Annotated in this window: 27 protein-coding genes; 14 read left to right on the plus strand and 13 right to left on the minus strand. The window is 70.2% G+C overall.

The window, feature by feature from the left end:
- On the minus strand, positions 1-362 hold a 362-nt coding region (locus VMS22_15615; protein HXJ35461.1), incomplete at its 3' end, for a helix-turn-helix domain-containing protein.
- A gap of 60 nt (positions 363-422) precedes the next feature.
- Between VMS22_15615 and VMS22_15620 the strand changes: the two genes are divergently transcribed.
- Together VMS22_15620 and VMS22_15625 are read left to right on the plus strand one after the other, a co-directional pair.
- Positions 423-1,259 carry an alpha/beta fold hydrolase gene (locus VMS22_15620; protein HXJ35462.1) on the plus strand — a complete coding sequence of 279 codons (837 nt, stop codon included), beginning with the start codon at positions 423-425 and terminating at the stop codon, positions 1,257-1,259.
- A 38-nt stretch (positions 1,260-1,297) separates the two neighbouring features.
- Positions 1,298-2,920, plus strand: coding sequence for a hypothetical protein (locus VMS22_15625; protein HXJ35463.1), 1,623 nt, complete (start codon positions 1,298-1,300; stop codon positions 2,918-2,920).
- On the opposite strand, the gene VMS22_15630 is transcribed toward VMS22_15625, so the two are convergent.
- Complete coding sequence (locus VMS22_15630; GenBank protein ID HXJ35464.1) at positions 2,917-3,687, minus strand: class I SAM-dependent methyltransferase; 771 nt, start codon at positions 3,685-3,687, stop codon at positions 2,917-2,919. The genes VMS22_15625 and VMS22_15630 overlap by 4 nt on opposite strands.
- Before the next feature lie 87 nt (positions 3,688-3,774).
- On the opposite strand from VMS22_15630, the gene VMS22_15635 reads away from it, so the two are divergent.
- From VMS22_15635 to VMS22_15670, 8 genes are all read left to right on the plus strand, one after another.
- Positions 3,775-4,902: an LLM class flavin-dependent oxidoreductase gene (locus tag VMS22_15635; GenBank protein ID HXJ35465.1), complete on the plus strand. Its 1,128-nt coding sequence runs from the start codon at positions 3,775-3,777 to the stop codon at positions 4,900-4,902.
- On the plus strand, positions 4,899-5,495 hold the full coding sequence (locus VMS22_15640) for a DUF2238 domain-containing protein (protein ID HXJ35466.1): 597 nt from the start codon (positions 4,899-4,901) through the stop codon (positions 5,493-5,495). Before VMS22_15635 ends, VMS22_15640 begins: the two co-directional genes overlap by 4 nt.
- Positions 5,496-5,611: 116 nt before the next feature.
- Positions 5,612-6,136 carry a DUF1993 domain-containing protein gene (locus tag VMS22_15645; protein ID HXJ35467.1) on the plus strand — a complete coding sequence of 175 codons (525 nt, stop codon included), beginning with the start codon at positions 5,612-5,614 and terminating at the stop codon, positions 6,134-6,136.
- 1 nt (position 6,137) lies between these two features.
- Positions 6,138-6,566: an MAPEG family protein gene (locus VMS22_15650; protein ID HXJ35468.1), complete on the plus strand. Its 429-nt coding sequence runs from the start codon at positions 6,138-6,140 to the stop codon at positions 6,564-6,566.
- A 97-nt stretch (positions 6,567-6,663) separates the two neighbouring features.
- Complete coding sequence (locus VMS22_15655; GenBank protein ID HXJ35469.1) at positions 6,664-7,098, plus strand: DUF1772 domain-containing protein; 435 nt, start codon at positions 6,664-6,666, stop codon at positions 7,096-7,098.
- 10 nt (positions 7,099-7,108) lie between these two features.
- Positions 7,109-7,708, plus strand: a complete 600-nt coding sequence (locus VMS22_15660; GenBank protein HXJ35470.1) for an isoprenylcysteine carboxylmethyltransferase family protein — start codon at positions 7,109-7,111, stop codon at positions 7,706-7,708.
- A gap of 40 nt (positions 7,709-7,748) precedes the next feature.
- Positions 7,749-8,360: a glutathione S-transferase family protein gene (locus VMS22_15665; protein HXJ35471.1), complete on the plus strand. Its 612-nt coding sequence runs from the start codon at positions 7,749-7,751 to the stop codon at positions 8,358-8,360.
- Complete coding sequence (locus tag VMS22_15670) at positions 8,357-8,983, plus strand: hypothetical protein (protein ID HXJ35472.1); 627 nt, start codon at positions 8,357-8,359, stop codon at positions 8,981-8,983. The genes VMS22_15665 and VMS22_15670 overlap by 4 nt, the downstream gene beginning before the upstream one ends.
- Here VMS22_15670 and VMS22_15675 read toward each other — a convergent pair.
- The gene (locus VMS22_15675; protein HXJ35473.1) at positions 8,937-9,602 is read right to left on the minus strand and encodes a class I SAM-dependent methyltransferase; all 666 of its coding nucleotides are present in this window, start codon (positions 9,600-9,602) and stop codon (positions 8,937-8,939) included. The genes VMS22_15670 and VMS22_15675 overlap by 47 nt on opposite strands.
- Positions 9,603-9,754: 152 nt before the next feature.
- Here VMS22_15675 and VMS22_15680 point away from each other — a divergent pair, with 152 nt between their 5' ends.
- Entirely contained in the window at positions 9,755-10,447 is a 693-nt protein-coding gene (locus VMS22_15680; GenBank protein HXJ35474.1) for a hypothetical protein, read from the plus strand.
- Here VMS22_15680 and VMS22_15685 read toward each other — a convergent pair.
- The 7 genes from VMS22_15685 to VMS22_15715 all read right to left on the minus strand — a co-directional run bounded on the left by VMS22_15685 (position 10,433) and on the right by VMS22_15715 (position 18,593).
- Positions 10,433-10,927, minus strand: coding sequence for a hypothetical protein (locus VMS22_15685; GenBank protein HXJ35475.1), 495 nt, complete (start codon positions 10,925-10,927; stop codon positions 10,433-10,435). The genes VMS22_15680 and VMS22_15685 overlap by 15 nt on opposite strands.
- Before the next feature lie 8 nt (positions 10,928-10,935).
- The gene (gene ilvE, locus VMS22_15690) at positions 10,936-11,805 is read right to left on the minus strand and encodes a branched-chain-amino-acid transaminase (GenBank protein ID HXJ35476.1); all 870 of its coding nucleotides are present in this window, start codon (positions 11,803-11,805) and stop codon (positions 10,936-10,938) included.
- Positions 11,806-11,810: 5 nt separating this feature from the next.
- On the minus strand, positions 11,811-12,758 hold the full coding sequence (locus VMS22_15695) for an LLM class flavin-dependent oxidoreductase (protein HXJ35477.1): 948 nt from the start codon (positions 12,756-12,758) through the stop codon (positions 11,811-11,813).
- Between the two features lie 62 nt (positions 12,759-12,820).
- Positions 12,821-14,347 carry a hypothetical protein gene (locus VMS22_15700; protein ID HXJ35478.1) on the minus strand — a complete coding sequence of 509 codons (1,527 nt, stop codon included), beginning with the start codon at positions 14,345-14,347 and terminating at the stop codon, positions 12,821-12,823.
- A gap of 143 nt (positions 14,348-14,490) precedes the next feature.
- Positions 14,491-16,272 (minus strand): PQQ-dependent sugar dehydrogenase, encoded by a 1,782-nt coding sequence (locus tag VMS22_15705; protein HXJ35479.1) that lies wholly within the window; start codon positions 16,270-16,272, stop codon positions 14,491-14,493.
- Between the two features lie 21 nt (positions 16,273-16,293).
- Entirely contained in the window at positions 16,294-17,418 is a 1,125-nt protein-coding gene (locus VMS22_15710; protein HXJ35480.1) for an acyl-CoA dehydrogenase family protein, read from the minus strand.
- Between the two features lie 2 nt (positions 17,419-17,420).
- On the minus strand, positions 17,421-18,593 hold the full coding sequence (locus tag VMS22_15715) for an acyl-CoA dehydrogenase family protein (GenBank protein ID HXJ35481.1): 1,173 nt from the start codon (positions 18,591-18,593) through the stop codon (positions 17,421-17,423).
- Between the two features lie 121 nt (positions 18,594-18,714).
- Here VMS22_15715 and VMS22_15720 point away from each other — a divergent pair, with 121 nt between their 5' ends.
- From VMS22_15720 to VMS22_15730, 3 genes are read left to right on the plus strand one after another with little or no spacing between them, the layout of a single operon-like run.
- Positions 18,715-19,236, plus strand: a complete 522-nt coding sequence (locus VMS22_15720) for an RNA polymerase sigma factor (GenBank protein HXJ35482.1) — start codon at positions 18,715-18,717, stop codon at positions 19,234-19,236.
- A complete protein-coding gene (locus VMS22_15725) occupies positions 19,233-19,703 on the plus strand; it encodes a hypothetical protein (GenBank protein ID HXJ35483.1) in 471 nt (156 codons plus the stop codon). The genes VMS22_15720 and VMS22_15725 overlap by 4 nt, the downstream gene beginning before the upstream one ends.
- A gap of 22 nt (positions 19,704-19,725) precedes the next feature.
- Positions 19,726-20,250 (plus strand): periplasmic heavy metal sensor, encoded by a 525-nt coding sequence (locus tag VMS22_15730; GenBank protein HXJ35484.1) that lies wholly within the window; start codon positions 19,726-19,728, stop codon positions 20,248-20,250.
- Here the strand turns inward: VMS22_15730 and VMS22_15735 are convergent.
- The 3 genes from VMS22_15735 to VMS22_15745 all read right to left on the minus strand — a co-directional run bounded on the left by VMS22_15735 (position 20,244) and on the right by VMS22_15745 (position 23,082).
- Positions 20,244-20,618 (minus strand): phage holin family protein, encoded by a 375-nt coding sequence (locus tag VMS22_15735; GenBank protein ID HXJ35485.1) that lies wholly within the window; start codon positions 20,616-20,618, stop codon positions 20,244-20,246. The genes VMS22_15730 and VMS22_15735 overlap by 7 nt on opposite strands.
- Entirely contained in the window at positions 20,618-21,190 is a 573-nt protein-coding gene (locus tag VMS22_15740; GenBank protein ID HXJ35486.1) for an elongation factor P, read from the minus strand. Before VMS22_15740 ends, VMS22_15735 begins: the two co-directional genes overlap by 1 nt.
- Positions 21,191-21,282: 92 nt before the next feature.
- A complete protein-coding gene (locus tag VMS22_15745) occupies positions 21,283-23,082 on the minus strand; it encodes a metallophosphoesterase family protein (GenBank protein ID HXJ35487.1) in 1,800 nt (599 codons plus the stop codon).

Raw genomic sequence — 23,082 nt, forward strand, 5'->3', positions numbered from 1 at the left:
TCGGTGCCCACGAGCCCCAGCAGGCTCACGCGCAGGGTGCGCCAGCGGCGGTGGTGGGCCAGCACGCCGTCCACGATGCGCGCCGCCACGCCGCCGCCCGTCGATCGCGACAGCTCGGTCTCGATCCCCGCCCACTCGGCCGTGACCCATGCGTCGTACACGGCGAGGAAGATCTCCCGCTTGTCGGCGAAGTGCTTGTAGAAGGTGCCGGGCGCGTACCCCGCGGCCCGGGCGAGACGGTTCGAGTCCGTCGCGTGGTAGCCGTCGCGGTTGAAGACACGTGCCGCCGCCTCGACCAGGCGCTCGCGGGTCGCCTGGGGCGTGCCGCGCCGCGGCCGGGCGCGCCGGATGACCGCCTGCATGCCCCTCCCCTAGCACACTGGCGCCGGCTCGTCGCTAGTGATAGTCATATCACCATGCACATGACGCTCACTCCGCTTCGCGCCGCGGCCGGCGCGACGCCGCCCTGGCGCGACGTCGTCGTCGACGGCGTCCGGCTCGCCGTCGACGACGGCGGCACCGGCCCCGCCGTCGTCTGCCTGCACGCCATCGGGCACGGCGCGGGCGACTTCCGCGGGTTCCGCGAGCGGATCGGAGCGCGCCATCGCGTTGTCGCGATCGATTTCCCGGGCCAGGGCCGCTCGGGCGACGATCGCGAGCCGCCCACCGCGTCGCGCTACGCCGAGCTGACGGCCGGTGTGCTCGACGCGCTGGGCATCGAGCAGGCGGTCGTGGTCGGCAACTCGATCGGCGGCGCGACGGCGATGCGGCTCGCGGCCGCGCGCCCCGAGCGCGTGCGCGCGCTCGTCCTCGAGAATCCCGGCGGGCTCGATCCGAGCGACCGGCTCGCGCGCGCGGCGATCGCCGCGATGGTGCGCTTCTTCGACGCCGGCGCCCGCGGCGCACGCTGGTTCCCGCGCGCCTTCGCTGCGTACTACCGGATGATCCTCCAGCGGGCCGCCGCGGCCGAGCAGCGCCGCCGCATCGTCGCGTCGGCCTTCGAGATCGCGCCCCTCCTGCGCGACGCCTGGCGGGGCTTCGGTGCGCCCGGCGCGGACCTCCGCGACCTGGCGGCCGGGCTGCGCATTCCCGTGCTGTTCGCGTGGGCACGTCGGGACCAGATCATCCAGCTCAGGCGCTGCCGGCCCGCCATCGCACGCATTCCGGGGGCACGGCTCGAGTGCTTCCCCGCCGGCCACGCACCGCACCTGGAAACGGCCGCCGAGTTCGCGGCCGCCGTCGAGCGCTTCATCGGCTGAGTTGCCGCACTCCGCGGTGCGGCGCTAGAAGCTTCCCCGTGCGCTTCTCCGCGTTCGTCCTCGCCATCCTGCTGGCCTGTCCGGGTCCGGCTCCCGCAAAGCAACCGCGACCGCCCGTCTGCACCCCGGGGCGCTTCGTCGTTCAGGGCGGGCAGCTCCTCGCGAGCATCGCCGACAGCGCCTCGCTCACGATCGGTGACGGCACCGCGGCGATCGGCGCCGGCTGCCCGTTCGGCGTCTCGCGCATCGCTCGGCCCAAGCGGACCTCGACGCTGACGGCATTCTGGAAGATCTGCACCGGAATCGCCCGCGTGCGTGTGAAGGCGCGCTTCGACGCCGCGTGCGACACGCTCACGGGCGCGGTGACGGGGAAGAAGCAGAAACGGCAGAAGTTCACGGCGACGCGGTCCCGCTGTGGCGACGGAATCGTCGACGCCGGCGCAGGCGAAGCATGCGACGGCGCGACGGGGTGCACGGCGCCGCTGCACTGCAGCGCCGCGTGCGCGTGCGTCGGCGATCCCGGATCGCGCGACACGTCGTTCGGGAGCAGCGGCGTGGCGACGGTGGGCAACGCGGGCATGCCGTTCCTCGCGTTCGGCCTTGGCGTCCAGCCGAGCGGCAGCATCATCGTCGCTGGCGGCTTCAATACGCTCATGGCCGACGGAGGCATCGGTGTCGCGCGCTTCACCGCCGATGGCCAGCTCGATCCGACCTTCGGCGCCGGCGGCTGGACGCTCACGAAGCCGATTCCAGCGATCGACTTCATGAGCGACATGAAGGTGCTGCCCGACGGGCGGATCCTGGTCGCCGGCCGCACGGGCTTCGGCGACAACCGGGTGATCGTCCGGTATGACGCCGACGGGCATCCCGACCCGCTGTTCGGCGTCGGCGGAACCGCCACGTTCGATTCGGACTCCTGCTACGAGGTGGAGCCGCTCCTCTCGGTTGCACCGAGCGGGGCCGTCTATGCCGCCTTCCCGGACGTCGGCTGCACGAATCCCGACTTCAAGGCCAGGTTCGTCCGCCTGACCGAGTCCGGCGCCGTGGATCCCGGCTTCGATCTCAAGTTCAACTACCCGGTCACGTTCTCGGTCGTGCGACCCGACGAGCGCGTGGCGATCGCGACCGTCGTCCACCCACCCGACAGCGTGCAGCTCTTCGAGCCGACCGGGCTTCCCGTTCTGTCCTTCGGCACGGGCGGCATGGTGTTCCCCTCGTTCGGCACATCCAGTGCGGGCGGTGCACGGCTCTTCGCCGACGCCGGCTCGCGCCTCGTCGCCATCACCGGTGCGCCCACGCCCGCCGGAGCTGGATTCGCCCTCGAGCGGTGGACGGCCGACGGCGGCGACGACCAGAGCTTCGGCAGCATGGGGCGCGTCGTCACAGTCGGATCGAGCGACGAGTACGCACTCGGGCTCTCCTTCGATGCGACCGGTCGCCTCGTCGTCGTGGGGAGTGGTCCCGCTGCGTTGCTCGTGCGACGCTACGCCGACGACGGTACGCTCGACACGACCTTCGGCGTCGGCACCGTCGCCGTCCCCGGCATGCAGGGGGTCGACGTCGCCGTCCTGCCCGACGGCAAGATCATCGTCCTGGGTCGGCAGATGCCCGCCATGGGCGATCCCTATCGCTACGGCGTGCTGATGCGGCTCTGGCCCTAGTCCGGCCGTCGTGCGAGGTAGAGGAACTCCTCGTTCTCTTCGCGGATGATCGTGGGGTGGCGTGCGACGCGCTCGGCGAGACGATCCAGGAACTCGGCGAACCGATCGCCGCAGAACCGCCGCATCGACTCGAACGTGGAGACCTGGCCGTGGAAGTCCTGCGGCGTGAACTCGAGCGTCGTCCGGAAGCGCTCCTCGACGGCGTCGACGAGGGGTGAGCCGGCGAACGGGGTCGACCCGTGGGGGCGGAGCTCCTCATAGGCGTCGGGCAGCACGACGTCGACGTCGCGCAGGCTGTCGCGGACCATCGCCATGTGGGGTTGCTTCGGGATCGGGTAGCGCCAGAACAGCGCGACCCAGCCGCCCGGCACCAGCACGCGCGCGAACTCCTCCAGCGCGGGCTTGGGAGCGAACCAGTGAAACGCGGTACCGCACGTGACGAGCCCTACACGCTGGCTGCCGATCGCGAGCGCCTCGCCGCGCGCGCGTACCAGCGGCCGATCGGGTCCCGCCGCGTGCGCCTCGGCGAGCATCGGCCATGAGAAGTCGAGGCCCACCGAGCGCCAGCCGCGCGCCGCGAGCGAGCGTGTGACGAAGCCCGTCCCGCAGCCGGCGTCCAGGGCCGCGCGCCCGGCGGCGGGTCCGGTGCGCGCCGCGATGGCGTCGTACAACGTGCCCGAGTAGTCGCGGCGGAATTTCCCGTAGGTCGCCGCCTGACGGCGGAAGTCGAACGGCTCGTCGCTCGGCTGAACTGCGAACTCGGCCATGGCTGAGTCTCAATAGCACGCGGCGCGACCTGGTCGACCCGGCGCGCCATTGCGCGCGCCCCCGCCCGTGGCGCATATCCGACGGCCATGAAGTTCGACCTCCTCTACGAGCTCCAGATGCCGAAGCCGCACGACGAGCGCAGCGAGTGGCGCTGCTTCCAGGAGGCGCTCGAGCAGATCGACCTCGCCGACCGCCTCGGCTACGACACGGTGTGGGAGGTCGAGCACCACTTCCTGACGGAGTTCGCGCACTCCTCCGCGCCCGAGGTGTTCCTGGCCGCCGTCGCGCAGCGCACGAAGAACATCCGCATCGGCCACGGCGTGACGCTGCTGCCGTACAAGTTCAACCACCCGATCCGCGTCGCCGAGCGCGTGGCCACGCTCGACATCGTCTCGAACGGCCGGGTCGAGTTCGGCACGGGCCGCTCGAGCCAGCACGAGCAGGCGGGTTTCGAGATCGACCCCAACGAGTCGCGCGACATGTGGCAGGAATCGCTCGAGATCATCCCGCGCATGTGGACCGAGTCGCCGTTCGAGTACGCGGGCAAGTACGTGAAGATCCCACCGCGCGACGTGATCCCGAAGCCGCTCCAGAAGCCGCACCCGCCCATCTGGGCGGCGGCCACCAGCCCGCAGACCTGGGAGCTCGCGGGCCGCAACGGCATCGGCATCCTCGGCCTCACGATCTTCGTCAGCGTGAAGCAGCTCGAAGATCGCGTGCGCGCCTACCACGCGGCGCTGAAGGAGGCGAAGCCGGTCGGGAAGTTCGTGAACGACAAGGTGGGCGCGTTCACGATCGTGCACGTGGCGGAAACCAGGGAGCAGGCGATCGCGAACGGCGGCGCCGACGCGGCCATCAACTACCTGCTCTATGCCTTCCGCGTGCTCGGCGGCTTCGCCGACCCGAGCGGCAAGGGCATGCAGCGCGAGTACGCCGACCTCGAGATCAAGAGCACGCCGTACCGCGACCTGATCGCGAAGGAGTACCCGCTCATCGCCAAGATGCAGAAGGGCGAGTGCACCTTCGAGGAGCTCGACGCCGAGGACATGGTGATCGTCGGCGATGTCGACCACGTGGCGCGCAAGGTCGAGCGCTACAAGAAGGCCGGCCTCGACCACTTCATCTCGCTCATGCAGGCCGACCGCATTCCGCACCCGGCGGTGATGAAGTCGATCGAGCTGTTCGCGCAGCACGTGATGCCGAACTTCCGGTGAGCCTTCGCGCCGCCTGCCTCGCCGGCGTCGTGGCGGTCCTCGTGTGGTCGGGCATCCGTCCGGCGGACCGGGTCACGTGGTGGCTCGAGGTGGCACCGGTGCTGATCGGGTTGCCCATCCTCGTCGCAACGCGCGCGCGCTTTCCCCTGACGCCGCTCCTCGCCGTGCTGCTGGCGATTCACGCCGCGATCCTGTGTGTCGGCGGGCACTGGACGTACGCCGAGGTGCCGCTCGGATTCTGGATGGAGCGCTGGTTCGGATTTGCGCGCAACCACTACGATCGCATCGGACACTTCGCGCAGGGCTTCGTCCCGGCGATCCTCGCGCGCGAGGTGCTCGTGCGGACCTCGCCGCTCGCGGGGAGCCGGTGGCTGCCGTTCCTCGTCGTGTGCGTCTGTCTCGCGGGCAGCGCGTTCTACGAGTTGTTCGAATGGTGGACGTCGGTCCTGACGGCCGGCGGAGCCACGGCATTCCTCGGCACGCAGGGCGACCCGTGGGACACGCAGTGGGACATGCTCTTCGCGCTCGTCGGGGCCTGTACGGCGCTCCTGACGTTGTCCGGGGAGCACGATCGGGAGCTGTCGGCGCTCTGACGCTCCCGCCTTCACAAGGTCCGCCGCCCGATGCTACGTGGCGCTGCAGACAGGGCACGTATGGATCCCGCATACTTCTTCGCCTTCGCGGCGCTCGCCGGGTCGACGATCGGCGCATGAAGATCACGATGCACGACATGGCCGTCGGCACCTTCGTGCCGATGCTCGAGAGCCTCTCGGAGGTTTTGGCAAAGGGCGCCGCGCACGCCGCCTCGGCGAAGGCGGATCTCGTGAACGCGCGGCTCGCGCCCGACATGTTCACGCTCGCGCAGCAGGTCCAGCAGGCCTGCCACTACGCCCGCGACGGCGTGTCGCGTCTCACCGGCAAGGGCGGCGCGGCGATGGAAGCTGCCGAGACGACCTTCCCCGCCCTGCGGGACCAGATCGCGCGCACGCTCGACGTCGTGCGCGCGGCGCCCGCCGCCGCCTTCGACGGCGCCGAGGAACGCGACTGCTCCATCGAGATCCCCGGCGACATGGTGATCCGGCTGAGCGGTCTCCAGCTCCTGCGCGCCTGGTCCATCCCGCACTTCTACTTCCACGTCGTGACCGCCTACGACATCCTGCGGCACAACGGCGTCGCGATCGGCAAGCGCGACTATTTGAGCCAGGTGGGGCGCTTCATTCGGCCGAGGAGCTAGGGTGCAACAGACGGCGATCTTCGGTCCGGTGTTCGCGACGATCCTCCTCACCTTCGTCGTGTGGGTCTACATGTACGTGAAGCGCATCCGCTTCCTCACCGGCAACCAGGTCGATCCCAAGGACATGGCCGTCCCCGGCGCGCTGGCGCGGATCTCGCCGCCGGAGGTCTCGAATCCGTCCGACAACCTGAAGAACCTCTTCGAGATCCCGGTCGTCTTCTACGCGCTCGCGCTGTATCTGTTCGTGACGAACCAGGTCGACGGTGTGTACGTCAGCGCGGCCTGGATCTTCGTCGTCTTCCGCGTGCTGCACAGCGCCGTCCACTGCACGATCAACATCGTGATGCTGCGGTTCTACCTGTACGCCATCTCCACCGTGGCCGTCTGGTTCATGGCGGGGCGAGCGGCGCTCCACTACGTCGGCTGGTAGGCCGATGCGCAACGACTTCACGCCGGACGGCTGGCACACCGTGAGGTTGGGCAACACCTGGCAGATCGCGACGCACCTGGGGACGAGGTAGCGCTCGATGCTGGCGTCGATCGTGGCGACCGGGTGCGCCGGGCTCTTCGCGGGCGCCGCGATCTACATCAACGCCGTCGAGCATCCGGCACGGGTGTCCTGCGGAACGGAGCTCGCGGTGCGGGAGTTCGCGCCGAGCTATCACCGCGCGACCGTCATGCAGGCGTCTCTCGCGGTCCTGGGCTGTGTCGCGGGCCTGTGGGCGGCGTGGCGCGCTGGGGACCCATGGCTCGCCGTGGCCGCGCTCCTGCTCGGCGCGGTCGTGCCGTTCACACTCGTCGTCATTCTCCCGACGAACGAGCGGTTGCTCGATCCGACGCTCGATCCCGGGGGAGAGCGGGCTGCCACGCTGCTCTCCAGGTGGAACCGTCTCCACGCGGTCCGCAGTGCTCTCGGTGCCATCGCCTTCGGGATCTTCCTCGTGCGGCTGGGCACGGCGTAGGGTTCGCGAAGTGCGCTACCTCCCCCTCGCGGGCATCGCGGCGCTCTTCGGCATCGGCGTGGGCTGGCGCGCGTGGCTCCACCGGCGGCGGTACGGATCATGGGGGATCGTCCTGCTGAGCGGCGGACCGGCGCAGGTTCGTCGCGACGGCCTGCTGCTGCTCCTCCTCGCCGTCGTGATCGGAGCCCAGGCGGTCGTCTACGCCCTCCGGCCCGATGCGATCGCCGCGCGCATGGTGATGCCACCGTTCGACGTCTCCGGCGCGATCGTCCTGTTCGGCGGCATCGCCCTCATGGTCCGCGCCCAGCTCGATCTCGGCGCCTCGTGGCGGGTCGGCATCGACGAGAGCGCGAAGCCCGGCCTCGTGACGGGCGGCCTCTACACGCTCGCCCGCAATCCGATCTTCACGGGCATGCTGCTCGCTCTGGCCGGCCTGGCGCTTCTCGTCCCCACATGGCTCTCGTTCATCGCGCTCGCCGGCGGCACGATCGGCATCCGGCGGCAGGTGCTCCAGGAGGAGGCCTACCTGCGCCGCACCTACGGCGCGGACTACCTCGCCTACGCGACCCGGGTCGGGCGCTTCGTCCCCGGCGTCGGGAGGCTCCGCTGACGTTGGCGCCGCGTCCGCGCGGCGACTAGTATCGCGCGCGGTGCGGCTCTACTGGCATCCGTTCTCGGTCTTCCCGCGCCGCGTCCGCATCGCGCTGCGCGAGAAGGCCATCCGCCACGAGGAGGTCGTGGTCGATCTGCCCGGCGGGGCGACGCGCTCGATCGACTTCCGGCGCCTCAACCCGTTCGGTCACGTGCCCGTCCTCGACGACGACGGGCTCGTCGTGTTCGAGTCGATCGCCATCCTCGAGTATCTGGAGGAGCGCGTGCCCCGCCCCGCCCTCCTGCCCGCCGATCCGCGCGACCGCGCCCGCGTGCGGCAGTGGATGCAGGCCGCGGGCGACTACCTGGCGCCGCCGTTCAAGCGCTGGGTCATGCGATTCTTCACACCCGAGGCGGAGTGGGACCGCGCCGATCAGGAGATCGCGGCGGGAGAGATCGCGTGCCACCTCGACGTCCTCGAAGAGCAGCTCGCCCGGCAGGAGTACCTGGTCGGAGCGTTCTCGCTAGCCGACGTCTGCTACGCGCCGTTCGTCTGCGAGTTCGCGATGGCCCAGCTCGGCGCCCTGCTCGAGCCGCGTCCCGGCGTGCACGCCTGGATCGAGCGCCTGCGCAAGCGCCCGTCGATCGCGTCGACGGGACAGGGATCGTGAGCGACCGTCGCGTCATCGGGCCGCGCCTTCCGCTGGGCTACCTCGTCGCCGTCGGCGGGGTGTGCGCGGCCATCGTGACGACGCCGGAGCCGGGGGCCGAGGAAGTGCGCGCCGTCATCCGCGTGACCGCCTTCACCTCGGCGATCGCGTTCCTGCCGGCGTTCGTGGCCTCCGCGCTGCACCGCCTGCGACCGTCCGACGTCACGCGATGGCTGATGGCGAACCGGCGCTACCTCGGCCTCTCGGTCGCCGCGTCGCACTGGTGGCATCTGCTCGCGATCATCGCGCTCGTTCGCCTCCTCCCGTCGGGCGGTGCGGCGATCGCGCCGCTCGTCAAGCTCTTCGGTGGCGCGGGCTTCGTCTTCCTGGCGCTCATGGCGGCGACGTCGAACGACGCTTCGCAGCGCGCGCTCGGGCGCGCGTGGGGCGCGCTGCACACGACGGGCATCTACGTCCTGTGGCTCGACTTCATCTTCACCTACATGGGCACGGCGACGATCGCGCCGTTCCACACGGTGATGACGCTCGCCTTCGCGGCCGCACTCGTCGTCCGGATGCTGGCCTGGTCGTCGCGGCTCAGAGACGCACGGAATACTCGAAGCCGTCCGCCAGCGGCAGCGTGAGCGAGTGGAAGCCGTTGCGTCCGCTCTGCACGTAGTCGAGGAACGGCCCGAGCGAGCGGCGGAACGTCTTGATGTTGTCGGAGAGCACCACCGCGCCCGGCCGGAGCTTCGACTCGAGCAGGCGGAGGACGGGCAGGTAGAGGTCCTTCCAGCCGTCGAGCAGGACCAGGTCGATCGGTGGCGGCACGTCGCGCAGCGTCTCCAGGGCGTCGCCGAGACGAACGTCGACCAGGTCGGCGAGCCCCGCTTCGGCGATGTTCGCGAGCGCGCGCTCGCGCTTCGACGGCTCCAGCTCCGTGCCGATCACGGTCCCACCCGTGTCGCGGGCGGCGGCCGCGGCGTAGATCGTCGAGACGCCGAACGACGTCCCGAACTCGACGATCCGCTTGGCGCCGACCGATCGCGCCACCATGTAGAGGAAGCGTCCCTGCGTGCGGGAGATGGGGATGTAGACGTCCTTGAACTTCGCCGCCTGCTCGGCCGCCGGTGGCCCCTGCTGGCCGAGGATCATGCCGACCATCATCGGGAGGTTGCGGACGAAGAAGGTCCAGTCGCCCCGCGCAGCCGCGTGCAGGCGGTCGAGCGTGGCCAGCACCTTGGGATCGTCGAGCGAGCTCATGCGACCCTCATGCTTTGCAACGGCCGTGCCGCGCAACCGGCCGCGGCAGGCTACGGTCCCGCCGTCCTTGCGCTGCAACTGGGGCGCTGCACCGCAGCGTGCACGCTGCGGCGAGCTTGACCCGCCGCCTCGGCCCGTAGCATCTCGACGTCATGATCTTCCTCCACGAGACGCACGAGGTCGTCGCCGGCGAGATGCATGCCTTCGAGGACGCCGTCCGCACGCTCTGGCGCCCGCTCGTCGAGGAGCGCGGCGAGGCGCGCCTGCTGTGGTTCTGGGAGCACACGCACGGGACGGGACCGTCGTACCAGGCCGTGTCGATCACCGCCGTGCGCGACTGGGCGACGTGGGGCGCGATGATCGAGCGCGCCGCGACCGATCGCCGCCACCGCGACTGGCAGAAGCGCGCGTGGGAGCTGCGCCGCGAGGTCACCTCGAAGATGCTCCAGCCGACCGACTGGTCGCCGCTGCGCGACGTCGATCTCTCGGCGCCGCCTGCGACGACCGAGACCGACTCGCCGACGATCTATCTCCACGACACCGGGTGGCCCTTCCCCGGCAAGCTCGACGACTACACGGCGGCGCTCGGCTCCGTCTTCCACCCGCAGGTGCAGCAGAGCCGCATGATCTCGGTCGAGGCGTGCTGGCGCGTCGCGCCGGGCACCGGCAAGCACCACGAGGTGGTGCTGCTCCAGAAGGTCCTCGACTGGGAGCGTTTCGCGCAGCTCTTGACGCGCGGCGAGCAAGGCCAGCAGCGTGGCGGCTGGATGGTCGAGGGCCTCAAGTACCGCGATCGCTGGGAGTCGAAGCTGCTTCGCTGCGCGCGCTGGTCACCGCGGCAGTAGGCGCGAGCATCGGACCTGCATATCCCGACGCGGGGCATGGCCGGTGATGGCCATGCGCGCCGGCCGCGAGTATGGTGGCGAGCGGTGCGGGCATCCCGGGGACGTCGCGCGATGGGCGGCTTCTACGTGAAGTGCAAGGTCGAGAACTCCGTCGATCGCAGCCGATCGGCCGTCGTGCCGAAGCTGCTCGTCGACACGGGAAGCGAGTTCTCCTGGATCGCCGAGCGCACCCTCGAGCGGCTCGGCATCGCTCGCGAGAAGAAGGACGTCCCCTTCGTCCTCGCCAACGGCGAGCACGTCACGCGCAGCGTCGGCTTCGCGATCGTCCGGCTGGACCGGCACTTCACGATCGACGAGATCGTCTTCGCCGAGCCGGGAGACCCGCAGCTCCTCGGCGCGCACACGCTCGAAGGGCTGAACCTCGTCGTCGACCCGCGACGGCGCCGGCTGGTCGCGGCGGGTCCGATGCCCGCGGCGCAAGCGCGCGCCTACCAGATCGGATCGCCCTCGCGCCGCACGAGCGCGTGGAACGCGTCGAGGAGCCGCTTGGTCAGCGGCCCTGGCGTGACGCTCCCGATGCGGCGGCCGTCGACCTCGGCGATCGGCATCACCTCGGCACCCGTGCCGGTGAGGAAGCACTCGTCGGCGGTGTACACGTCGTAGCGCGTGAGGCGCGCCTCGCGGCCGGGGATGCGCGCTTCGCCCGCGAGCTCGAGGATGGTCTCGCGCGTCACGCCCTGCAGCGCGCCGTCCTGCGGCGACGGCGTCAGCAGCGTGCCGTGCTTCACGACGAAGAGGTTGTCGGCCGTGCACTCGCCGACGAAGCCGTCGCCGTTCAGCATGATGGCCTCGTGCGCGCCGGCGCGGTTCGCGTCGATCTTGGCGAGCACGTTCTTCAGGTAGTTGAGCGACTTCACGCGCGCGTCGAAGGCCTCGTGCGACACCTGGCGCGTCGCCGACGTGATCACCTTCACGCCCTTGGCGTAGAGCGCCGCCGGGTAGACCTGAATGTCGGTCGCGATGATGATGACGGACGGGTTCGGACATTTGGTGGGATCGACGCCGAGGTCGCCCACGCCGCGCGTGACGACCAGGCGGATGTAGCCGTTCTCCTTCTGGTTCGCCTTGACGGTCGCGCGGAGCGCTTCGATCATCGCGGGGCGACCCAGCGGGATGTCGAGCGCGATCGCCTTCGCCGAGTCGTAGAGGCGGTCCAGGTGCTGCTCCAGACGGAAGATCCGCCGCTCGTAGATGCGCAGCCCCTCGAACACGCCGTCGCCATAGAGGAGCCCGTGGTCGAAGACGGAGACCGTCGCCTGATCGCGGGACTTCAGCTCACCGTCGATCCAGATGGTCATGGGCGTCACAGCGGACCTCCTTGACGGAACTTCGGCATCACCTCCCGAATGAAAAGGTCGAGGCCATCGAAGTCAAACGGCGCCCGCAGCGCCAGGATCACCCAGTCGGCGCCGGCGCGCTCGTACTCGCCGATGCGCTCGGCGACCGCGGCCGGGGTCCCGAGCAGATGCCCGGGCTTCACCCAGTCGGTCATGCCGCCGAACATGAGCTGGAGCTTCTCCTCCTGCTGCCTGACGCGGGCGTCGTCGGTACCGATCGCGAGGCCGACGTTGGCGGTGCGGACGATCGTCTTGGGATCGCGCCGCTCCTTCTCGCACCAGTCCGTCAAGACGCCGTTGCGCCGCGCGAACAGGTCGGGAGGGAGGAACGGCACGTTCCAACCGTCGGCGTGGCGCGCGACGATGCGGAGCATCCGCTTCTCGCCCTGCCCGCCGATCCACAGGCGCAGCCGCTTCTGGAGCGGCAGCGGCGCGCAGATCGCGTTCGTCACCCGGACCTGCTTGCCGGCGAGCGTCACGCGCTCGCCGTCGAAGAGCCGGCGGAGCACGATCGCCGTCTCCTCGACCTGGTCGAGGCGATCCTTGATGGGCAGGAACGGCATGTGGAACGCGTCGAACTCCGACTGGTTCCAGCCGGCGCCGATGCCGAGCTCGCAGCGGCCGCCCGAGACGTGATCGATGGTGGCCGCCGCCTTCGCGAGCACGCCGACGTTGCGGTAGCCGACGCAGAAGACGAGGCAGCCGATGCGCACGTTGCGCGTCGCGGCGGCCGCCGCCGTCATCGTCGAGATGCCTTCGAAGCACGGCTTCGACGTATCGGTCAGGTCGGAGACCGAGTAGAGGTGGTCCCACACCGAGTACCAGTGGAAGCCGGCGCCGTCGACGATCGCCCACAGCCGGCGCAGATCGTCGAGGGAGCAGTCCTGCGGGCCCGCGTGCACGCCGAAACGCATGCGGGGTCCTCTACTACGCCGTGCGGCGCCCTCCTAGACCTGGGCCACTCCCGGACCTCGGGTCACGGGAACCGCAGGGTTCCCTTCTTGCCCACTTTGCGCAGCGTGGCCGGCGGAGCCGAGATGCAACGCCGTCCGCTCGGATCGGCGACGGTCACGGTCACCTGCAGGGCGGTGTCGGGGAGCGTGTCGAGTTGAACGGACTTGCCGTCGACCGCAAGGCTCACGTCGCGCTTGCCCGTCCGGAGCGAGGCACCGGTGAGGCCGTGCGCGGCACCGGCGGGATCGCGGAACGCGAAAAGCTTCCCCTTCTTCTTGCGCGCGAAGGCGCTCCCCGCAAGACGCCCGCACAGGACGGCGCCGATCGCCGGGTCGCGTAGCTGCAGCGTCACCCCCGCGAGGGTCGGATCGAGACCGAGCGCGGCCGCTCCGGACACCGTAGCCGTCATGCGGAGCGCGGTCCCTGCGGTCCCGGGAAGCAATCGCGCATTTCGGAGCGTGAGCCCGAGCGGCGATGTGGCGCAGCAGCTCGGGTCTTCGGCGTCGACCAGACCGTTGCCGTCGTCGTCGACACAGTTGTCGCACTGCTCGGTGCCACCAGCCGGCAGCGTCGTCGTCGTCGTCGTCGTCGCGCCAGGCTCCGTGATGGTCGTCGTGGTCGTGGTGGGCATGTCGGGCGGGAGCTTCAGCGTCGTCGTGGTCGGAATGGGGATCGTTCCCGGAGGGACCGGTGCGCCGTAGTCGTGCCCACTCTGGCCGATGATCCCCTCCCCCGTCTCCTTCACCCGGACGAAGAACTTGCCCGTGTTGGCGGCGTCGATGGCGGAGACCTGGAAGCCCGTGTCGGACGAGAGGGCGCTGCCACCCGCATTCGCAGTGATCCCGAGATCGCCGTAGATGATGTACGTCGTTCCGACCGTGGTCGCCACGTCGACCGCGAAGGTCGACAAGGGGAACGGACACGGTCCTCCGCAGCCCGAGGTGTAGAACATCGAGTGGTACACGGAGACCGGCGGCTGGGTGTCGGAGACGATGTCCATGCTGATCAACCAGGTCGCGCTGCCGGTGCCCCCGAGGGACCCATCGAGCACGATCTGCCCCGTCAGCACCTGGGCGTTTCCCGGGTTCGGCGCGCCCGGCGTAGCGGGCGCGGTGAATACGTCGGTGAACTGCGGCCGCATGATGGCCCGCGCGAGCGCGGCATAGGAGTTCGTTCCGAGGACGAACCCCGCCCCATAAGCCTTCGGCGCGACGCCGCCGAACGCGTACGCGTAGGCCCGGAGCACCCCGAACTCCGCGCGGGCGACGCCGTAGATGCCGGCCTCCGAGAGGAAATACTGTGACAGCCCGGGGCCGAAGAATTCGACCAGCGGGTCGCTGCTGCCGGAGACCTTTGCCTCCGTAACGCCGCCCGGCTGCGGCGTGATCGTGACGGGCCAGCGGATCTCGGAAGCTTCGAACGACGCTGGCGGCACCCAGATGCTGGTGAAGCTCGGCGAGGTCTGGGTGTCGACCCGGGTGAACGGCGTGACGGCCGATACGCCGTGCACGACCATCAGGATGAGTGCGAGCGCGAGCGCGAATTCCACATGACTGCGATGTTTCACCCATGGAGGTATCCGCCCGCGGCGTTGGCCGCGCAAACGTCGCACGGTCCGACCGAGGCGACGAGCATGCGCGATCTAGGGCCGCTGCGCGGTCACGGTGCCAGCGGAGCCTGCGTTCGCCGCGGTCAGCGTGCGACGCCGAGCAGCGCGCTCGAGAGCCCGTCCACCTCGCTCGCGACGTGGGCCGTGACGCAGGTCGCGACGTCGGCCGCGGTCGCGCACGTGGCGCATGCGAGGGCCGCACAGACGTCGGACGGGGGCTGGCGACACGCCCGCGTGAGACCCTTCGTGCTCGGCGGCGGCGGGCCGGGCGGCGGCACGCAGAGCGCAGTGCCGGCCTGCGCGCAGTCGGCGATGAGTTCCATGCGATCACGGCCCGCACCACCCAGCGATCGGACGCTCGCCGTACGACAGCGACTCCGCGCGGCGCCGGCGATCGGCGTCGCGATCGAGCCCACGGTAGACGAAGCTGCGGTGGCGACGCAGGCGGCCAGATCGTCCGCCGATCCGCAGGCGCATCCGAGCCGGGCGCACACCCGGCCCCGACCCGGCGGGTCGCAGGCGGCTGCGATGCGACGGCGCACGCGGCGCGACAGCCGTGGCGCCGATAGCGCAGTGCACCCGTCTCGTCCCTTCGCGAGACACGCGGCGACGCGCTTCGCCGTGCGCGGAAGGAGAGTCGCCGCGGCGCTGGTGAGCGCACGCTCGCAGCCGCCGATCGCCGCGCCCGGCCGTCCGTCCTGCGTCACGCGCACGATCGAGCCCGAGCCGAACGCCACCCAGTAGAGGGCGCCGTCGGGCCCGACGAAGAAGTCGACGGGCTGCTCGGGATCGGCCGAGAAGATCTGCGGGTCGCCGACGAACCCCGTGCGCGACGCGTCGACCTCGGCACGGTAGACGCGGTCGAGGCCGAAGTCGCCGAAGAAGTAGTTGCCGCGATACGCATCCTCGAACTGCGCGCCGTCGTAGTGGACGCCGCCGGTGACGGACACGACCTCGTTCGGGTTGCCGGGATGGCGGTAGGCGTAGACGGGCGGCGTGCTGGTCCCCGGACACGCCGGCATCGGCTCGTTGCCCTCGCACTGCGGCCACCCGTAGTTGCCGCCGGCCGTCACGACGTCGATCTCCTCCCACGTCACCTGTCCCACGTCGGCGGCCCACAGGAGCTGCGGGCCGGGCGTGATCGGATCGAACGCGAAGCGGAACGGGTTGCGGAAGCCGTACGCGTAGACGAACGCCGCGTTGCCGCCCATGGCCGCGAACGGATTCCCCGGCGCCGGATCCCCGTCGCGCGTGACGCGCAGGATCTTGCCCTCGAGATGCTGCAGGTCCTGCGCGTAGGGATTGGACGACGCGCCCGGCGGGCCGCCGTCGGAGATGCCGGTGTCGCCGGTCGCGACGTAGAGGTTGCCGTCGGGGCCGAAGCGCACGCAGCCTCCGTCGTGGTTGCCGCCGTCGGTCCGCAGGCCGTCGACGATCACGACCAGGCTCGACGGATCGATCGTCTGGTCGCCGAGCGTCACGCGCACGACGCGATTGACGCGCCCGCCGCCGACCCCCTCGCCGCAGCGCCCGGGATCATCGCCCGGCGGATGCGTCTGGTACAGGTAGAGGTAGTGGTTCGAGACGAACTCGGGATCGAAGGCGAGCCCGAGGAGCCCCATCTCGCTGTCGGTGCAGACGGGAAGCGTGAGGAGGGGATCCGGCCGCAGGCCGCCGGCCGCCGTCCACTGGCGCACGAAGCCGTTCTTCTCGAGGACGATGAGACGGCCGTCCGGAGCGAACGCCGCGGCCGTGGGCTGCGAGAGGCCCTCGACCGGCACCGTGAAGGTGAACCCCGCGCGCACGCCGAGAGCCTTCGCGGACGCCGGCAGGATCGCGAGCGCGACCAGGACGAAAAGCGTCATCACCCCCATGCTACCGGGGCGTCAGCGCCCGGGCGACAGGCGGAGGTGTCCGGCGAGGTCCTCCATCCACTGCTCGGTCGACCCGAACAGCAGCTCGGCCTGCTTCGCCCGCAGCGTGTGGCGGTGCAGCACGTGCTCGACCACGTAGCCGGCGCCGCCGTGGAGCTGGTGCGCGGCGAGCGTGATGTCGCGGTAGGCGCGCGCGGTCCACGCCTTGGCGATCGCGACCTCGCGATCGGCGGGCAGGCCTTCGGATAGACGCCAGAGCGCCTGGTGCGTCACGTGCCGCGCGCCCTCGAGATCGATCGCCATCACCGCCGCCATCTGCTGCACGGCCTGGAAGGTCGCGAGCTTCACGCCGAACTGCTCGCGCTCGCACACGTACTTGACGGTCATGTCGAGCACGGCGTCGGCGCCGCCGACGAGATCGCAGCAGAGCAGCGTCGCGAGCGTGCGGCGGAGCTTCTCGAGCTGCGGCCACGCCGCGCCGGCCCTCCCGACGAGCGCCGTCGCCGGGAGCGCGACGTTCCGGAACCCGACCCTGCTCTGACGGTCCTTCGCGAGCGTCTGCTGTGCATCGACCGTCACCCCGGGCGTGTCCCGGGGCACGAGCAGGAGCGACGCGCCGCGGCCGTCGCGCGCGGCGACGAGGAATGCGTCGGCGGTGACGCCCTGGAGGACGAAGGCCTTCGCGCCGTCGAGGCGGAGCTGCTTGCCGCGGCGGCGCACGACGGTGGTGAACGCGGATGGATCGAGCGCCGCTGCCGTCTCGGCAATCGCGAGCGTCACGAGCTTCTCGCCCCGCGCGATCAGCGGCAGCCACGCGCGCTTGTGCGCCGGCCCGGCGAGCTGCGCGAGCGCGTGGCTCCCGCAAATGCTCGCGAAGATGCCGAACGGCGCCACGGCGCGGCCGCACTCTTCGACGAGAAGGCCGAGATCCAGCAGCGACACGCCTTGCCCTCCGAGCTGCTCGGGGATCGCGTAGCCGAACCATCCGAGCTTCGCGACCGTCTGCCAGAACGCCGCGTCGTATCCCACGGGCGTCTTGTCCCAGTCGAGCCGCCGCTCGCGCGTGATGTGCTCGGCGAGGAAGCGACGGGCCTCGCGCGGCACTACCTGCTGCTCGTCGGTGGGTGCGAGGTGCATGGCTATTTCCTCGGCATCCCGAGCCCGCGCTGCGCGATGATCATGCGCTGGATCTCGTTCGTGCCGCCGCCGAAGCGCTGCATCGGGGCGATGGTGTAGAGCCATTGCAGGCGCCCCGCGAGCGGCGCGGCGGGATTCTCGGGGCCGAGCTGGCCGGCGAGTCCCAGGATCTCGAGGCTCACGGTCGCGAAGTGCGTGTTCAGCTCCGTCACGTAGATCTTCGACATGGAGCCTTCCTTGGTCGGGACCTGCCCCTGGTCGACGAGCCACGCGTTGAGGAGCCCGAGCTGCCGTCCGATCTCGATCCGCACGTCGAGGTCGGCCATCGCGCGCCGCACCCACGGAATGCGACCGAGCGGCACGCCGTCGCGCTTGGTCTTGCGCACGAACGCCTTCAGCTCCTCGAACAGGCGGCGCAGCAAGCCGACCGAGCCGATCATGATGCGCTCGAAGTCGAGCGCCATCATGGCGTAGTAGAAGCCCATCCCGCGCTCGCCGATCAGGTGATCGCGCGGCACGCGCACGCCGTCGAAGAAGACGAGGTTCGTGCGGATGTTCGACATCGTCCAGATGCCCTGGACGGTGATGCCCGGTGAGTCCATCGGCACGATCATCATCGAGATGCCCTGGTGCTTCGGCTTCTCGGGCTCGGTGCGGACGGCGACCCAGTTGTGGCTCGCGGTGTGCGCGCCGGTGTTCCAGATCTTCTGGCCGGAGATGACCCACTCGTCGCCTTCGAGGACCGCCTTGGTCTTCAAGTTCGCGAGGTCGGTGCCGGCGTCGGGCTCCGAGTACGCGACGCAGAAGTCGATCGAGCCGTCGAGGATCTTCGGGATCCAGCGATCGCGCTGCTCCTGCGTGCCCTGCCGCAGGATCGTCGGCGCGACCGACGTGACGGCGAGGCGCATCGCGGGTGCGCCGGCGAGCTCCATCTCTTCCACGTAGATGAACTGGTCGATGGCGCTCTTGCCGAGCCCGCCGAACTCCCGCGGCCAGCCGACGCCCCACCACCCCTTCTTGAAGAGCTTCTCGTGGAACTGCCTGGCGAGCGGGCCGTCGCCCTCGTTGCCCGCCTGTCGCATCTCGGCGACGAGCGCGGGCGTCACCGCCTTCCTCAAGAAGGCGCGCACCTCACCTTGCCATGCGCGCTGCTCAGCCGTGTACTCGTAGCGCATCGGCGCGGCTTCGTATGCGATGTGCCCCGGAGTGGCAAGGCGCACCGCAACGCGGATGCCCCGCCCGGAAGGCCCCCGCTCGCCGTCAACCGCCCGGACGGCTACATCGTTCGTCCAAGCGGTGCAGGCCGCGCTGAGCCAGGCCGTCGTGTACGAGGACCTCCATCGAGCCCATCGCGAGCGGGTCGTGCGCCTGTGTCGCACGCTGCTCGCCGATCCCGACGAGGCCGCGGACGTGGCGCAGGACGTCTTCACGAAGCTCCTGCGGGCGCAGGAGACAGAGACCCGCCCGATGGACTGGGGCGCGTGGCTGACCCGCGTCGCCGTCAACGCGTGCCGCGATCGGCGCCGCTCGGGCTGGTGGCGGTGGTGGCGCGAGCGGGGCGTCGCGATCGAGGAATCGTCGCTCCGTACGATCCGCACTCCCGAGGACGAGATCATCGGCCGCGAGGTGCAGGGGCGCGTCTGGGACGCGTACCGGCGGTTGCCGGCACGCCAGCGCGAGGTGTTCGCACTCCGCCAGCTCGAAGGCTATTCGACCGAGGAGGTCGCATCGCTGCTCGGGATCAGCACCGGGAGCGTGAAGCAGCATCTGTTTCGTGCGGTGCACGGGTTGCGCCGCGCGTTGGGAGAAACGTCATGAAGTGTCTCGACGACGATCGACTGCTGGACCTCCAGCTCGGCGAGGCCGGCGCCGACGCACGCGCGCACGTCGCGCAGTGTGCCGCCTGCGGCGCCCGGCTGCGAAGGCTCGCGGGTGACCTCACGCGACTCGGCACCGTCCTGCACGAGGTGCCGCCGTCGCTGCGACCGCGCGCATGGCGCATGCCGTGGGCGCCGCTCGCCGCAGCCGTCGCGGCGCTCCTGCTCGGCGTCGCGGTCCATCGCTACGCGACGGCGCCGAGCGCGTCGCTCGACGACACCGACACGCTCGCGCTCCTCGACGAGCTCTCGACGACCGTGCTCGATGCTACGGACGATGCGAGCGACGACACCGAGGCGCGCACGACCGCGGCGTCCGGCGAGGGACGGTCAACGTGCGCCTGGGGCGACCCGTTGTTGGGAGTGGGTTGCAATGAGCTCAACGGCACGCTGGTCGCGTGGCGCTGAGCGATCGGAAGGAGATCGACCGATGCGACAGTTTCTCGTAACGACCATCCTCGGCGCGATGCTGCTCGGCGTCGCCCCCCATGCCGGCGCCTTCGGCGGGCGGTTCATGGGTGGACACGGTGGCGGACCGGGTGGCGGAGGTCCGGGCGGTCCCGCGGGTCTTCCCCTGCGCCTCCTCGTGTCGGACATGACGCCCGATCAGCGCAAGCAGGTGCGCGAGATCCTCATGAGCGATCGCGCCGAGCTGCGCGACATCCTGCGCCAGCTCCGCGCCGCACACGACGCGCTCGGCGATCGACTGTTCACGGCCGGTCCGCTGACCGAGAAGGACCTCGATCCCGACGTCCAGAAGATCTCGGCGCTGCACCAGAAGCTGCTCGAGCACGGCACCAAGGTGATGCTCCAGGTGCGCGCGATCGCGACGCCCGAGCAGCTGGCGAAGGCGGCGCAGACGAAGAAGCGTCTCGGCGAGCTGAAGGACGAGATGCGCGCGCTCTTCGGACACGGGGCGGACGACGACGTCCCGCCGGAGGACCTAGGTCAGTAGCGGAAGTGGACGACCTCGATGCGGCCGTGCTCTCCGATCAGCAGGTTGATGAGGAAGGTGAAGAAGGAGAGCATGAGCCAGCCCCAGAACGCCGACCAGAAGCCGTGCACCACGAAGCCCGGCACGAACGTGGACGCGAGCCAGAGCATGGCCGCGTTCACGACCATGACGAAGAGCCCGAGCGTCACGACCGAGATGGGCAGCGTCAGCAGCAGCACGATCGGCCGGACGAAGGCGTTGATGACGCCGATCGCCGCGGCCGCGAACAGGAGCGACGCCACGCCCCGTACCTCGATCCCCTTCACGATGCTGCTCGTGAGGTAGAGCGCGGCGGCGGAGACGAGCCAGCGGACGACGAGGCCGTTCATCAGGCCTTCGCCCGGCGTGCGAATTCCCAGGTGCGGGTGTCGACCAGGACCTTCTCGCCCGATTCGATGAAGAGCGGCACCTTCAGGTTCTTCCCGTTCGTCAGGGTCGCGTCCTTGAGATTCTTCCCCGACGCCGTGTCACCCTTCGACCCGCCGCCCACCATGTCGACCTCGGCCTCGACGAAGGTGGGCAGGTTCACGCCCACCGCGTTGCCGTTGAAGAACACGCCCGTCAGCTCGAGCTGATCGCTCAGCCACGGCCCCGTGTCGCCCAGCACCCTCTCGTCGAGCGTGAACTGGTCGTACGTCTCGCGGTCCATGAAGTGGTGCCCCTCGCCGTCGTGATAGAGGAACTGCACCGGACGGATCGCCACGTCGGGCTCCTCGAACTTCTCGCCCGCCTTGAACGTGCGGTCGGCGATCGTGCCGGCGACGATGCTGCGCAGCCGCACCTTCACGAGCGTCGCCGCCCCGCGCGCCGACGGCGACTGCACCGTCAGGTCCTCGATCGTGTAGGGCTCCCCGTCGACCAGGATGCGCGCGCCGCGTTTGAAGTCTCCCGTGGCGATCATGACGGCCCATTCCTGCAGGGCGGCACCCGAAAGCACAAGAGGGGCGAGACGGCCGTCCCGCCCCTCTCGACGTCGCGTCCGCGACGGTCAGCTCACGGAAGCGCCGCGGTCACCTTGCCGATGACGTTGGTGCGGAAGGTCGGGAACACCGATCCCCAGCACTTGCCGTTGTCCAGGTTCACGAGCTGTGCGGTGAGCGGTCCGGTGACCGGCGTCGCCGGGTTGCCGACGTTGGCGCCCTTCGCCTTCGCCTGCACCTGCGCGAAGTCTCCCGAGCCGAACTTGATGCGGATCCGCTGGAGGCCGTGCCGCGCGCCGGCCGAGTTCTTGTAGAGGAGCCCGTTGGTGAGGCCCGACCACTCGGGGGCGCCGTGGAGGATCTGGCCACCCGCGAGCGCACCGGTCGCGTCGTAGAGACAGACGGCCAGGTCGGTCTGGTCCGTGGGCGTGCCGATGTCGGCGGCCTCGACCGTCCCGCCCTTCCACCGCCAGCTCCACCGGTTCTTGTTCGGGAGCTGACTCGTCTTGAGCGTCACCTTCGCCTTGGGCGCCGCGACGCAACCCGTCGCCGGCGTCGCCGGGCACGCGGTGCCCTTGATCAGCCGGAACTGATCGCTGACGACGCCGCCGTTGTTGAGGAACCGCGCCGTCATCGTGTCGCCGTCGATGTCGACGACCAGCGATCCGAGCTCCCCGATCTTGGCGAACATCGCCGGATGATCGCCGATGGGGAGCCGCACCTCGCTGCCGCTGCCGTTGACGACGTAGACGGCGCCGGCGTGCGACGGGAGCCCGACCGTGGCCTTGTGGTACGCGCCGTCGCCGGCGGGATCGCCGTTGCCCGGATCGAGCTGGTTCACCGACGCGTCGTACGTCGTCGACAGGCCGTAGTGGCCGTCGATGAAGTAGCTTCGCTCGTAGCTGTGGCTGTGGCCGCACAGCACGAGGTCGACGCCGTACTGCTCGAGGATCGGCACGACGAACTGGCGCATGTTGACCTCGGGGCCCTCGACGTCGGAGTCGTGCAGCAGCCCCTTGCTGTACGGCGGCCGGTGCCAGACCGCGATGAGCCAGTCGGCGTTCGTCGCCTGCAGGTCGGCCGTGAGCCACGTGGTCATGGTGGTGAGATACGGATCCCCGGAGTGGTCCTCGGAGTCGAGCACGACCACGTGCACGTTGCCGTAGTCGTAGGAGTAGTAGGCTTCCGTTCCCGACGCGAGGCCGCCCGCCTCGGCGTTCTTCGGGAAGGTGAACATGTCGAAGTACGGGCCGCTCTGGGACAGGGGGAACGACGTCAGGCGCTCGTGGTTGCCGATGGTCGACCACACGGGCGTCGTGAGCAGCATGTCGTGATGCGTGTCGAAGACCGCCGCCTGGTACTGCGCGTCGCTGCCGGTGAGGTACGCGTTGTCGCCGAGCAGCACGAACATGTCGGTGTGGCTCGAGCCGCCGTTGAAGGCCTTGAAGGCGTCGCGCACCGACTCGATGTTGCCGGCGAACGGGCCGCCGACGAAGCCGGCGTCACCGATCGCCCACAGGCGTACCGGCTTCGCGGTGCCGATGGGCGGCGAGGTGCGGAAGTAGTGGTCGGCGTCGTCGCCGACGAAGGCCCCCAGGACGGAGCCGATCGAGTAGTAGTACTGCGTGTCGGGCGAGAGCCCGCCGAGCGAGACGACGTGCTCGGTCGTCGGCGCGGCGTCGTCGGTCGTCTGCGCGAGCGAGCCCGGCGAGGGGCCGATCGCCACCCGACTCGAGGTCGCGGTGTCGGTCCGCCAGCGTACGACCATGCTGGTCGACGACGGCGTCTGCAGATACGGCCCGCGCGTCACCACGGCCGCGTTCGCGGTCGAGATCAGCGTCGCCAGGATTCCGGTTGCGATGTACGTCCTCAT

Source organism: Candidatus Eisenbacteria bacterium (genome assembly GCA_035577985.1).
Lineage (GTDB): Bacteria > Desulfobacterota > Binatia > DP-6 > DP-6 > DATJZY01.

What these genes read in the sequence shown, in the direction of transcription:
- VMS22_15740 (HXJ35486.1), bottom strand. Translation starts at nt 21,190, where the DNA reads ATGATCGCCACGGGAGACTTCAAACGCGGCGCGCGCATCCTGGTCGAC.
- ilvE (HXJ35476.1), bottom strand. Translation starts at nt 11,805, where the DNA reads ATGACCATCTGGATCGACGGTGAGCTGAAGTCCCGCGATCAGGCGACG.
- VMS22_15735 (HXJ35485.1), bottom strand. Translation starts at nt 20,618, where the DNA reads ATGAACGGCCTCGTCGTCCGCTGGCTCGTCTCCGCCGCCGCGCTCTAC.
- VMS22_15630 (HXJ35464.1), bottom strand. Translation starts at nt 3,687, where the DNA reads ATGGCCGAGTTCGCAGTTCAGCCGAGCGACGAGCCGTTCGACTTCCGC.
- VMS22_15620 (HXJ35462.1), top strand. Translation starts at nt 423, where the DNA reads ATGACGCTCACTCCGCTTCGCGCCGCGGCCGGCGCGACGCCGCCCTGG.
- VMS22_15635 (HXJ35465.1), top strand. Translation starts at nt 3,775, where the DNA reads ATGAAGTTCGACCTCCTCTACGAGCTCCAGATGCCGAAGCCGCACGAC.
- VMS22_15725 (HXJ35483.1), top strand. Translation starts at nt 19,233, where the DNA reads ATGAAGTGTCTCGACGACGATCGACTGCTGGACCTCCAGCTCGGCGAG.
- VMS22_15655 (HXJ35469.1), top strand. Translation starts at nt 6,664, where the DNA reads ATGCTGGCGTCGATCGTGGCGACCGGGTGCGCCGGGCTCTTCGCGGGC.
- VMS22_15715 (HXJ35481.1), bottom strand. Translation starts at nt 18,593, where the DNA reads ATGCGCTACGAGTACACGGCTGAGCAGCGCGCATGGCAAGGTGAGGTG.
- VMS22_15680 (HXJ35474.1), top strand. Translation starts at nt 9,755, where the DNA reads ATGATCTTCCTCCACGAGACGCACGAGGTCGTCGCCGGCGAGATGCAT.
- VMS22_15695 (HXJ35477.1), bottom strand. Translation starts at nt 12,758, where the DNA reads ATGCGTTTCGGCGTGCACGCGGGCCCGCAGGACTGCTCCCTCGACGAT.
- VMS22_15705 (HXJ35479.1), bottom strand. Translation starts at nt 16,272, where the DNA reads ATGACGCTTTTCGTCCTGGTCGCGCTCGCGATCCTGCCGGCGTCCGCG.
- VMS22_15645 (HXJ35467.1), top strand. Translation starts at nt 5,612, where the DNA reads ATGAAGATCACGATGCACGACATGGCCGTCGGCACCTTCGTGCCGATG.
- VMS22_15710 (HXJ35480.1), bottom strand. Translation starts at nt 17,418, where the DNA reads ATGCACCTCGCACCCACCGACGAGCAGCAGGTAGTGCCGCGCGAGGCC.
- VMS22_15730 (HXJ35484.1), top strand. Translation starts at nt 19,726, where the DNA reads ATGCGACAGTTTCTCGTAACGACCATCCTCGGCGCGATGCTGCTCGGC.
- VMS22_15745 (HXJ35487.1), bottom strand. Translation starts at nt 23,082, where the DNA reads ATGAGGACGTACATCGCAACCGGAATCCTGGCGACGCTGATCTCGACC.
- VMS22_15675 (HXJ35473.1), bottom strand. Translation starts at nt 9,602, where the DNA reads ATGAGCTCGCTCGACGATCCCAAGGTGCTGGCCACGCTCGACCGCCTG.